The sequence below is a fragment of the Halomonas alkalicola genome (assembly GCF_030704205.1).
Lineage (GTDB): Bacteria > Pseudomonadota > Gammaproteobacteria > Pseudomonadales > Halomonadaceae > Halomonas > Halomonas alkalicola.
Genome location: NZ_CP131913.1, coordinates 686,421 through 698,445, shown reverse-complemented (window position 1 = coordinate 698,445; position 12,025 = coordinate 686,421). Strand labels below are relative to the sequence as shown.

Genomic DNA, 12,025 nt, shown 5'->3' with positions numbered 1-12,025 from the left:
GGTCAGCGCCTCTGGTTGCCCTGGCGACGCAGCATGAAGGCCAGCCGCTCCAGCAGCTGGGTATCCTGCTCGTTCTTGACCAGCGCCCCGGCCAGCGGTGGGATCGCCTTCACCGGGTCGCGGTGGTAGAGCGCCTCTCGGGCCAGCTCGTCGGCCATCAGAAGCTTCAGCCAGTCCACCAGTTCCGAGGTGGAGGGCTTCTTCTTGAGGCCCGGGGCCTCCCTCAGCTCGAAGAACACCTCCAGCGCCTCGCCCACCAGCTTCGGGGCGATGTCGGGGAAGTGCACGTCGACGATGGCCTGCATGGTCGCCCGGTCGGGGAACTCGATGTAGTGGAAGAAGCAGCGGCGCAGGAAGGCGTCGGGCAGCTCCTTCTCGTTGTTGGAGGTGATCACGATGATCGGGCGGTGGCGCGCGGTCACGGTCTCGCCGGTCTCATAGACGTGGAACGCCATGCGATCCAGCTCGTGGAGCAGGTCGTTGGGAAACTCGATGTCCGCCTTGTCGATCTCGTCGATGAGCAGTACCACCCGCTCGCTGGCGCTGAAGGCCTCCCAGAGCTTGCCGGGCCTGATGTAGTTGGCGACGTTCTCCACGCCCTCGACGCCCAGCTGGGAGTCGCGCAGGCGGCTCACCGCGTCGTACTCGTAGAGCCCCTGGGCGGCCTTGGTGGAGGACTTGATGTGCCAGGTGATCAGGCGGGTGCCCAGGGAGGCCGCCAGCTCCTCGGCGAGCAGGGTCTTGCCGGTGCCCGGCTCGCCCTTGATCAGCAGCGGGCGCTCCAGGGTCACGGCGGCGTTGACCGCCTGTTTCAGGGCCTCGGTGGCGACATAGGTCGCAGTGGAATCAAACGCCATGGAGTGTGTGCCTCGACAGATCGTCAGGAATGGGGATTTTCGAACAAGTGTACGGAAGGGCGGCGATGGCGACAAATCACCCCCGCTGCGGTGGGCGGTAGGCCTCCACCAGGATTGCCGGGTCGTGCTCGGCGTGGCCGCGGGTGGCATGGGCGCGCATCAGTTGGGCGGCGAGGGCGCTCATGGGGGTGGGGCTGCCGCTGCGCTGCCTCTGGGCCACCGCCAGGTCGAGGTCCTTGAGCAGGGTGCGCAGGTGCCAGGGCGGGTCGGCGAAGTCGCTCGTCGCCATGCGCGGGGTGAGGATCTGGAAAGGCTTCGAGTCCGCGAAGCCCCCGGAGAGCGCCTCGACGAGGCGGGTGGCCTCCACGCCGCTGGCCTCGGCCAGCGCCACCATCTCGGCGAGCACCGCGGCCTGGCAGCCCACCACCATCTGGTTGCACACCTTGGTGACCTGGCCGGCGCCCACCGGCCCCATGTGGGTGACCCGGGCGGCCATGGGGGCGAGGGCCGGGCGGATGGCGTCGATGGCGTCCGCCTCGCCGCCGGCCATCATCACCAGGCTGCCGGCCTCGGCGCCGGCCACGCCGCCGGAGACCGGGCAGTCGATCCAGCGCATCCCGCACTGCGCCTCGAGCCGGGCGGCGAAGTCGCGGGTGGCCGCCGGGTCGCTGCTGGAAAGGTCGATCAGGGTCTGGCCCGGGCGGCCATGCGCCGCCACGCCGCCCTCGCCGAACACCACCTGCTCCACCACGGCGGTATTGGCCAGGCAGAGCATCACCACCTCCACGCTGGCCACCAGCTCGCCGACGCTGGCGGCCACCCGGGCGCCGGCCTGGCCCAGCGCCTCGGCCTTGGCGGGGGTGCGGTTCCAGACGGTCACATCGAAGCCGGCCTCCAGCAGCCGGCGGGTCATGGGGTCGCCCATCAGGCCAAGCCCGATAAAGCCGAGTTGGGAATTCGTCACGCGGTGCTCTCCGTAAAAGGAAAGCATGCAGAATGCGCGATCCGAGCCGACGGCATCAAGCGCATCGGCCGCGAACGGGGCTGGCTGCGGCCAGAAGAGCGCGCTAGTGTCAAACGGTAACCGCGTGGGCGCTAACCGGCCGCGCAGCGCCATGTTGAAGGAACCCGTCATGCCTCAGCCGCTTCAACCCACTCACCTCGCAGGGCTTCACGCCCACGCTCACGGGGCCTGCTGCTGCGGCTCGCCGCTGCTCCAGCGCTTCCACGAGCGCATGATGGCGGAGATCAGCCGCCGCCAGTTCCTGGGCGGAACCGCCGCCGTCATGGCGCTGTTTGCCGGCCTGCACGCCCCCTCCGCGGTGGGGGAGGCGCCGAAGGAGCGCGAGGGTCCGCTGCTGCTGACCCGCCTGCGTCTGTTCGACGGCAGCGGGGCGCCGCTGCGCGACGATGTGGCGGTGCGGGTAGAGGCGGGGCGCATCTCGGCGCTTCTGCCTGGTGACGCCTACCCCGAGGGGGCCGAGGTGATCGACTGCGGCGGTCGGGTGCTGATGCCGGGGCTGATCGACGCCCACTGGCACACCACCCTGGTGGGCATCACTCAGGTGGCGGCGATGACCGCCGACGTGGGTTACGTGCATTTGGTGGCGGCCCGGGAGGCGGAGCGCACCCTGATGCGCGGGGTGACCAGCGTGCGCGACGTGGGCGGTCCCTCGTTTGCGCTCAAGCGCGCCATCGATGAGGGCATCATGACCGGGCCCCGGATCTTTCCCGCCGGCGCCATGATCTCCCAGACGTCGGGCCACGGCGACTTCCGCATGCGCCACGAGGTGCCCCGCGGCAGCGCCACGCCGCTCAGCGAGCAGGAGCGCCAGGGGGTGGCGGCGATCGCCGACGGCGAGGCCGAGGTGCTGCGCCGCACCCGGGAGCAGCTGATGCTGGGCGCCTCCCAGATCAAGCTGATGGCCGGTGGGGGGGTCGCCTCCACCTACGATCCCCTGGACAGCACCCAGTTTACCGAGCGCGAGCTGCGCGCCGCGGTGGAGGCCGCCGAGGACTGGGGCACCTACGTGATGGTGCACGTCTACACGCCGCGGGGGATCCAGCGCGCCCTGCGGGCCGGGGTGCGCTCCATCGAGCATGGCCAGCTGGCCGACGAGGAGAGCGTGCGCATGATGGCCGGGGAAGGCGCCTGGTGGAGCCTGCAGCCCTTCCTGCAGGATGAGGATGCCAATGTCTATCCCGACGCCGCGCGCCGCGAATCCCAGCGCCGGGTGGCCGAGGGCACGCTGCGCGCCTATGAGCTGGCCCAGCGCTTCGACGTGAAGACGGCCTGGGGCACCGATATCCTCTTCAGCCCCCAGAACACGCCGAACCAGCTGCGCCACCTGGCCAAACTCACCCGCTTCTACGACCCGCTGACGGCCCTGGCCATGGCCACCGGGCGCAACGGCGAGCTGCTCGCGCTCTCGGGCCCGCGCGCCCCCTATGCCGGCACCCTCGGGCGTATCGAGCCCGGCGCCCTGGCCGACCTGCTGGTGGTCGACGGCGACCCGAGCCGCGACCTCGACTTCCTCAACGACCCGGAGCGCAACCTGCGCCTGATCATGAAGGGGGGCGCATCCACAAGGATCGCCTGGGGGAGGGTTGAGGATGGCCGGCGCTTCTTACCCGGGCCCCTGCCTCGCCATGGCGCATTTCGCACCGGTGGGGCGCCCGGATGGTGCAGTGCGGCATGGTGTATGAAGGTGCCTTTCCCCTCCCTGGCAGGTCATCGATACAGTAATCAATTGATATGTAAGGAATGATTAAGGTTCTGGCCCGCCGTTCGCAGTGTGTTGGGCATGATCGCTGAACCACCTGGCGATCGACGAGTGAGCTGGCGTGCTCCACCTGGCCCCCTTCGGGGGGCCTTTTTTATGCTTGGCAGGTGGGCGCTCGTGGTCTACATTTGTTGAAAATGTAGAAATTACCCATCGCCAACCCACGGAGCCCTCTCCATGAGCCAGATCACCCCCGTCACCTGGGAAGACCCCTTCCGCCTGATCGACCAGCTCAGCGAAGACGAGCGCATGGTCTACCAGACCGCCCACGACTACTGCCAGGAGAAGCTCCTGCCCCGGGTGCTGGAGGCCAACCGCCACGAGATCTTCCACCGCGAGATCATGAACGAGATGGGTGAGCTCGGCCTGCTGGGTTCCACCATCGACGGCTACGGCTGCGCCGGGCTCAACTACGTCAGCTATGGTCTGGTCGCCCGCGAGGTGGAGCGGGTCGACTCCGGCTATCGCAGCGCCATGAGCGTGCAGTCGAGCCTGGTGATGTACCCCATCCACGCCTTCGGCAGCGAGGCCCAGCGCGAGAAGTACCTGCCCAGGCTGGCCACCGGCGAATGGGTCGGCTGCTTCGGCCTCACTGAGCCCGACCACGGCTCCGACCCGGGCGGCATGGTCACCCGTGCCACTCGCACCGACAGCGGCTGGCGCCTCAACGGCACCAAGACCTGGATCACCAACTCTCCCATCGCCGACGTCTTCGTGGTGTGGGCCAAGGATGACGAGGGCGTCATCAACGGCTTCATCCTCGAGAAGGGCATGAAGGGCCTCACCGCGCCCAAGATCGAGGGTAAGTTCAGCCTGCGTGCCTCCATCACCGGCCAGATCGCCATGCAGGACGTGGAGGTCTCCGACGACCAGCGCCTGCCCAATGTGACCGGCCTCAAGGGCCCGTTTTCCTGCCTCAACCGCGCCCGCTACGGGATCGCCTGGGGCGCCATGGGCGCGGCCGAGGCGTGCTGGCATGCGGCACGCGACTACACCATGGACCGCAAGCAGTTCGGCCGCCCGCTGGCCGCCAACCAGCTGATCCAGAAGAAGCTCGCCGACATGCAGACCGAGATCACCCTGGGCCTGCAGGCGGCGCTTCGCGTGGGTCGCATGATCGACGACGGCCAGCTGGTGCCCGAGGCGATCTCGCTGATCAAGCGCAACAACTGCGGCAAGGCGCTGGACATCGCTCGTGTGGCCCGCGACATGCACGGCGGCAACGGCATCAGCGACGAGTACCACGTGATTCGCCATGTGATGAACCTCGAGGCCGTCAACACCTACGAGGGGACCCACGACGTCCACGCCCTAATCCTGGGGCGCGCCCAGACTGGCCTGCAGGCATTTACCGGCTGATCCGCGGCAGCTGCAACGTTGCCCATCACAAGGGGCGCCGGGGGCAAGCCGAAGAGGAGGTCCGATTCCAGGGAAGGAATCGGTAGCGTACAGGGAGGTATTCACAGCGCCTCCTCGCAGGCTTGTCGCCGGAACAGCCCCGTAGGCTACACGCTCTGTAAGGAGTCAAGATGAGCGGACCGCTGGAAGGCATCACGGTGCTCGACATGTCGCGGGTGCTGGCCGGTCCCTGGGCCGGCCAGCTGCTCGCCGACCTGGGCGCCCGGGTGATCAAGATCGAACATCCCGAGCGCGGCGACGACACCCGGGGCTGGGGGCCGCCGTGGCTGGCCGAGGGCGATGCCCTGGAGCAGGTGGCTGCCTACTACCTCTGCGCCAACCGTGGCAAGCAGTCGCTGGCCGTGGATATCGCCACCGAGGAGGGCCAGGCGCTGGTGCGCCGGCTGGCCGAGGGCGCCGATATCCTGCTGGAGAACTTCAAGGTGGGCGGGCTTGCCAAGTACGGCCTCGACTACCCGAGCCTCAGGGCCCTCAACCCGCGGCTGATCGGCTGCTCCATCACCGGGTTCGGCCAGGAGGGACCCTACGCCCACCGCGCCGGCTACGACTTCATGATCCAGGCCATGGGCGGACTGATGAGCCTCGGCGGCGAGCCCGACGGCATGCCGATGAAGACCGGCGTGGCGATCACCGACGTCACGACCGGGCTCTACGCCACCGTGGGGGTGCTGGCGGCGCTGCAGGAGCGTGAGCGCACCGGGGTCGGGCGCCATGTGGACGTGGCCCTGCTCGATGTCCAGGTGGCGACGCTCGCCAACCAGGCCCTCAACGCCCTGGTCTCGGGCCGCGACCCGGAACGCCACGGCAACGCCCACCCCAATATCGTCCCCTACCAGGCCTTCGCCTGCGCCGATGGTCACCTGGTGCTCACCGTGGGCAACGACGCCCAGTTCGCCCGCTTCGCCCGCCTGCTCGGCCACCCCGAGTGGGCCGATGACCCGGCCTACGCCACCAACGCGGCGAGGGTCGGCAACCGCGAGGTGCTGGTGCCGATGATCCAGGCGATCCTGATGACCCGCGGTCGGGACGAGTGGCTCGCCGAGCTGGAGGCGCGCGGCATTCCCGCCGGGCCCATCAACACCCTCACCGAGGTGTTCGACGACCCCCAGGTGCAGCACCGCGCCATGCGCCGCACCCTCAGGCGGGGCGAGCTTGAGGTCCCCCAGGTGGGCAACCCCCTGCGCTTCGATGGCGAATCCGCCACCAGCGAGGTGGCGCCGCCGCGCCTCGGCCAGGACAGCGATGCCATCCTGGCCGGTATGGGGCTGACGCCGGACGATATCGCCCGGCTGAGACGGGCAGGGGTGGTACGTTAGCGGGGAGAGAAACGGCGGGTCAGGCCCATTTCGGCGATCATGCGGGTGGAGATCTCCTCCACCGAGAAGCGGGTGGTGTCGATGAAGGGGATATGCAGCTGGCGATAGAGCCCCTCGGCCTGGCCGACCTCCTGCATGCACTGGTCCATGGAGCTGTAGCGGCTGTTGGGCCGGCGCTCGTGGCGGATCGCCGCCAGCCGGCGCGGGTCGATGGTCAGCCCGAACAGCTTGTGGCGGTGGGGCGCCAGGGCCTTCGGCAGCTTGAGGACGCCATCCTCGTCGAGGTCATCCTCGGTGAGCGGGTAGTTGGCGGCGCGGACGCCGAACTGCAGCGCCAGGTAGAGCGAGGTGGGGGTCTTGCCGCAGCGCGAAACCCCGACCAGGATCACGTCGGCCTTGTCGTACTGGTGGGTACGGGCGCCGTCGTCGTTGTCCAGGGCGAAGTGCACCGAGTGGATGCGGTCCATGTAGACCTCGTCCTGCCCGATGGCGTGGGTGCGTCCCACGCTGTAGCTGGAGCGGGTGGCGAGCTCCTGCTCGAGGGGCTCCAGGAAGGTCGAGAAGATGTCGACCTTGAAGCCCTCGGCCTGGCGGATCACGTCGCGGATGGCGCTGTCGACGATGGTGTCGATGATGATCGGCTTCTCGCCATCGTGCACCGCGGTGCCGTTGATCACCTCCACCAGGTTCATGGCCTTCTCGACCGAATCGATGTAGGGCTTGGTGACCATGCGGATCTCGACGTTCTCGAACTGTGCCAGCAGGCTGCGGCCCAGGCTCTCGGCGGTGATGCCGGTGCCATCGGAGATGAAGAAGGCGGTACGGGTCATGTCGGTGTCGTCGCAGCAAGTGAATGGAAAAGGTAGTAAAGGCAGCGGGCCCTATTGTCGGTGCCCGCGCCGCCTGCCACAAGCATCGGCCGTCCGGCCACTTGGTTAGTCGACTACAGGAATCCGTGAAAAGCGGCCGTTCTTGTAAAAATCCTCCAGCGACTTCGCTGTTAGACCAATGGCGAATATGGCCCTCGCTTGGTAGAGTGCCGACCATCCCGTCATGCCTCCTGGCATGACCACCTGTCGTCGTAAGCCAAGGGGGTTCCGTGGACGATTACATTCTGTGGTTCGAAGAGCTGGGCATGGACGATGTAGAGCGCGTAGGGGGCAAGAACGCCTCCCTCGGCGAGATGATCTCCAACCTGGCCGGCGCCGGGGTCACCGTGCCCGGCGGCTTCGCCACCACTGCCCACGCCTACCGCGAATTCCTCTCCCACGAGGGGCTCAACGAGCGCATCAACGCCGCGCTTGCCACCCTGGACGTGGATGACGTGACGGCCCTGGCCCGCACCGGCGCCGAGATCCGCCAGTGGATCATCGACACGCCGCTGCCGCCCGCCTTCGAGCAGCACCTGCGCAGCGCCTACGACCAGCTCCTCGTCCGGCACCCCAACCTCAAGGTGGCGGTGCGCTCCTCGGCCACCGCCGAGGACCTGCCGGACGCCTCCTTCGCCGGCCAGCAGGAGACCTTCCTCAACATCGAGGGCTTCGACAACATCAAGCGCGCCGTGCATGAGGTGTTCGCCTCGCTGTTCAACGACCGCGCCATCTCCTACCGGGTGCACCGCGGCTACGCCCATGAGAACGTGGCGCTCTCCGCCGGCGTCCAGAAGATGGTGCGCTCCGAGACCGGCGCGTCAGGCGTGATGTTCACCCTGGACACCGAGTCCGGCTATCGCGACGCTGTCTTCGTCACCGCCTCCTGGGGCCTCGGCGAGACCGTGGTGCAGGGCGCCGTGAACCCCGACGAGTTCTACGTCCACAAGCCCACCCTGGCCGCCGGCCGCCCGGCGGTGCTGCGCCGCAACCTGGGCTCCAAGCTGATCAAGATGGTCTACGGCAAGGAGGCCAGCGCCGGCAAGTCCGTCGAGACCGTCGAGGTGCCGCTCAAGGAGCGCGGCCGCTTCTGCATCGGCGACGAGCAGGTGATGGCCCTGGCCCGCCAGGCGGTGACCATCGAGCAGCACTACCAGCGCCCCATGGACATCGAGTGGGCCCTTGACGGCGACGACGGCGAGCTCTACATCGTCCAGGCCCGCCCGGAGACCGTGGTTTCCCAACAGGAGGGGGGCAAGCTGGAGCGCTTCCAGCTCAAGGAGAAGGGGCGCAACCTGATCTCCGGCCGCGCCATCGGCCAGCGCATCGGCCAGGGCACCGTCAGGGTGGTGTTCTCCCCGGAGGACATGGAGAAGGTGCAGAGCGGTGACGTCCTGGTCACCGACATGACCGACCCCGACTGGGAGCCGATCATGAAGCGCGCCTCGGCCATCGTCACCAACCGCGGCGGGCGCACCTGCCACGCGGCGATCATCGCCCGAGAGCTCGGCATTCCCGCCGTGGTGGGCTGCGGCGATGCCACCGAGGTGCTCGCCGACGGCCGCGACGTCACCGTCTCCTGCGCCGAGGGCGACACCGGCCACGTCTACGAGGGGCTGCTGGCCTTCGACCGCAGCGTGACCAGCGTCGATGCCATGCCCGAGATCCCCTTCAAGATCATGATGAACGTCGGCAACCCCGACCGCGCCTTCGGCTTCGCCAGCCTGCCCAATGCCGGCGTCGGCCTGGCGCGCCTGGAGTTCATCATCAACCGCATGATCGGCGTGCACCCCAGGGCGCTGCTCGAGTACGACAGCCTCCCCGCCGACCTGCAGCAGACCATCGACCTGCGCATCGCCGGCTATGCGAGCCCCGTGGACTTCTACGTCGACAAGCTGGTCGAGGGTATCAGCACCCTGGCCGCCGCCTTCTACCCCCAGCGGGTGATCGTGCGCCTATCGGACTTCAAGTCCAACGAGTACGAGAACCTGATCGGCGGCAAGCTCTACGAGCCCGGCGAAGAGAACCCCATGCTCGGCTTCCGCGGCGCCGCCCGCTACATCTCCGAGACCTTCCGCCCCTGCTTCGAGCTGGAGTGCCGGGCGCTGAAGCGGGTACGCGAGGAGATGGGCCTGACCAACGTCGAGGTCATGGTGCCCTTCGTGCGCACCCCCGACGAGGCCCGCCAGGTGGTCGAGCTGCTCGCCGCCAACGGCCTCAAGCGCGGCGAGCATGACCTCAAGGTCATCATGATGTGCGAGCTGCCGGCCAACGCCCTGCTGGCCGACGACTTCCTCGAGCACTTCGACGGCTTCTCCATCGGTTCCAACGACCTGACCCAGCTCACCCTGGGGCTGGATCGCGACTCCGGCATCGTCGCCCACCTCTTCGACGAGCGTAATCCGGCGGTCAAGAAGCTGCTGGCCATGGCCATCCAGGCCTGCAAGGCCCAGGGCAAGTACGTCGGCATCTGCGGCCAGGGCCCGTCGGATCACCCGGACCTCGCCAAGTGGCTGATGGAGCAGGGCATCGACTCCGTCTCCCTCAATCCCGATGCGGTGCTGGAGACCTGGTTCATGCTTGCCGGGGAAACCCTGGGCTAAGCGCTAAACTTGGCGTCAGTACAGCGCCCGCGAGGGCGCTGGGGGCAAGCCGAAGAGGAGGTCCTACGCCAGGGATGGCGTCGGTAGCGCCCAGGGAAGGGTTCACAGCGCCTCCTCTGAGGCTTGTCGCCAGGTCAGCCCGAGTAAAACATTGATAGGCTTTTCTCGCCCGGTCGACCTCCAGTCGGCCGGGCGTCTTTCGTCTATGCTGACAGTCTCCCGCTGACCCGATCGTGACAAGGAGCCTGTCCATGACCCTGCCCGCCGTTCCCTTCCGCCGCCGCCTGCTGTTGCCGGTGACTGCCGCCCTGATGCTTGGCCTGCCGCTCGCGGCCCAGGCCGAAGTGGCCTTTCAGTACGACCTGCCGGCCATCGCCCCCGAGGTCGCCTCCGAGACACAGGAGAAGCCCGGCTGGGCCACGGAGCGCTTCGCGGTGGCCGCCGCCAACCCGCTGGCCACCGACGCCGGCTACCAGGTGCTGAGGGCCGGCGGCAGCGCCATCGACGCCGCGGTGGCCGTGCAGATGGTGCTGACCCTGGTGGAGCCCCAGTCCAGCGGGATCGGCGGCGGCGCCTTTTTGATGCACCACGACGGTGACGAGGTGGCCGCCTATGACGGCCGCGAGACCGCGCCGGCCGCCGTCAACGGCGAGCTCTTCCTCGACGAGGAGGGCGAGCCGATGCCCTTCATGGAGGCCGCCGCCGCCAGCGGTCTCTCGGTGGGGGGGGTGCCCGGCACCGTGCGCATGCTGGAGCTGGCCCACGCCGAGCACGGCCGGCTGCCCTGGGCGGAGCTCTTCGGCCCGGCGATCCGGCTGGCCGAGGAGGGCTTCACGGTGAGCCCGCGACTGGCCACCAGCCTCGAAAGCGAGCAGCCGCTGCGCGACGATCCCCTGGGCAGCGCCTTCTACTACCCGAACGGCGAGCCGCTCGAGGCGGGGGTGACGCTGAAGAACCCGGCCCTGGCCGCCATCCTGCGCGAGATCGCCGAGCACGGAAGCCGGGCCCTGCACGAGGGGCCGATCGCCGAGGACCTGGTGGCCCGGGTGCAGGGCCACCACAGTCGTGCTGGCGCCATCACCGCGGAGGACCTGGCCGGCTACGAGGCGAAGCGGCGCGACCCGATCTGCACCGCCTGGCAGGCCTACGAGATCTGCGGCTTCCCGCCGCCCTCCTCGGGCCACCTCACCGTGATGCAGATCCTCGGCATCCTGGAGCACCTGCCCGAGGTGGAGACTCCTCTGGAGGAGGGCGTGCCCGGCGAGCCCTGGCTGCACCAGTTCCTCGAGGCCTCGCGGCTGGCCTTCGCCGACCGCGGCCACTACATCGGCGACCCGGACTTCGTGGAGGCCCCCGGCGGCGACTGGTCGGTGATGCTCGCCCCCGACTACCTGGCGCTGCGTGCGGGGCTCATCGGCGAGGAGAGCCTCGGTAGCGGCGGCGCCGAGCCCGGCAATCCGGGCGAGCTCGCCACCGCCTGGGCCAGCCAGCCCGAGCAGCCGGAGTACGGCACCAGCCATATCAGCATCATCGACGAGCATGGCAATGCCCTGGCCATGACCACCACCATCGAGGCCGCCTTCGGCTCGCGGATCCTCGCCGATGGCGGCACGGGGCTGGCCGGCGGCTACCTGCTCAACAACGAGCTCACCGACTTCTCCTTCACTCCGCAGGATGAGGCGGGCCAACCCATCGCCAACCGGGTGGAGGCGAACAAGCGGCCGCGCTCCAGCATGAGCCCGACCCTGGTCTTTGCGCGCGACGGCGACAGCCGCGGCGAGCTGGTGGCGAGCCTCGGCTCCCCCGGTGGGGCGGCGATCATCCACTACACCGCCAAGGCGCTGGTGGCCATGCTCGACTGGGGGCTGGATGCCCAGGAGGCCCTGAACCTGCCCCACGCCATCACCCTGGGTGGGCCGGTGTTCCTGGAGGAGGGGCGCTTCCCGTCCGCGACCCTGGAGGCGCTCAACGCCCGCGGCCACGAGGCCAGCGAGCGCGAGCTGGTCAGCGGGCTGCAGGCGATCCAGCGCACCGAGACGGGCTTCTTCGGCGGCGCCGACCCGCGCCGGGAAGGGGTGGTGATGGGCGATTAACGGCGCAGCCAGTTGCGCAGTTTCACCAGCAGCAGGGCGCCGTCGCCGAGTTCGCGGCGGTCGTCCAGCAGCTCGGCGAGCAGCC

At 68.8% G+C, this 12,025-nt stretch carries 8 protein-coding genes; 5 read left to right on the top strand and 3 right to left on the bottom strand.

The annotated features are described in order from the left end of the window. Nucleotides 1–2: 2 nt before the first annotated feature. Entirely contained in the window at nt 3–857 is an 855-nt protein-coding gene (locus B6N23_RS03365) for an AAA family ATPase (protein WP_305501834.1), read from the bottom strand. Between the two features lie 76 nt (nt 858–933). Then, the gene (locus B6N23_RS03360; protein ID WP_369424882.1) at nt 934–1,821 is read right to left on the bottom strand and encodes an NAD(P)-dependent oxidoreductase; all 888 of its coding nucleotides are present in this window, start codon (nt 1,819–1,821) and stop codon (nt 934–936) included. Between the two features lie 169 nt (nt 1,822–1,990). Between B6N23_RS03360 and B6N23_RS03355 the strand changes: the two genes are divergently transcribed. From B6N23_RS03355 to B6N23_RS03345, 3 genes are all read left to right on the top strand, one after another. Further along, on the top strand, nt 1,991–3,625 hold the full coding sequence (locus B6N23_RS03355) for a metal-dependent hydrolase family protein (RefSeq protein ID WP_305501829.1): 1,635 nt from the start codon (nt 1,991–1,993) through the stop codon (nt 3,623–3,625). 192 nt (nt 3,626–3,817) lie between these two features. Next, nucleotides 3,818–4,999 (top strand): acyl-CoA dehydrogenase, encoded by a 1,182-nt coding sequence (locus B6N23_RS03350; protein WP_305501827.1) that lies wholly within the window; start codon nt 3,818–3,820, stop codon nt 4,997–4,999. A gap of 170 nt (nt 5,000–5,169) precedes the next feature. After that, nucleotides 5,170–6,375, top strand: coding sequence for a CaiB/BaiF CoA transferase family protein (locus tag B6N23_RS03345; protein ID WP_305501825.1), 1,206 nt, complete (start codon nt 5,170–5,172; stop codon nt 6,373–6,375). Here the strand turns inward: B6N23_RS03345 and ppsR are convergent. Beyond that, nucleotides 6,372–7,205, bottom strand: a complete 834-nt coding sequence (gene ppsR / locus B6N23_RS03340; protein WP_119023659.1) for a posphoenolpyruvate synthetase regulatory kinase/phosphorylase PpsR — start codon at nt 7,203–7,205, stop codon at nt 6,372–6,374. The genes B6N23_RS03345 and ppsR overlap by 4 nt on opposite strands. 269 nt (nt 7,206–7,474) lie before the next feature. On the opposite strand from ppsR, the gene ppsA reads away from it, so the two are divergent. Further along, nucleotides 7,475–9,847 carry a phosphoenolpyruvate synthase gene (gene ppsA / locus B6N23_RS03335; RefSeq protein ID WP_305501822.1) on the top strand — a complete coding sequence of 791 codons (2,373 nt, stop codon included), beginning with the start codon at nt 7,475–7,477 and terminating at the stop codon, nt 9,845–9,847. A gap of 251 nt (nt 9,848–10,098) precedes the next feature. After that, nucleotides 10,099–11,940, top strand: a complete 1,842-nt coding sequence (gene ggt, locus B6N23_RS03330; protein WP_305501820.1) for a gamma-glutamyltransferase — start codon at nt 10,099–10,101, stop codon at nt 11,938–11,940. Nucleotides 11,941–12,025 lie beyond the last annotated feature (85 nt).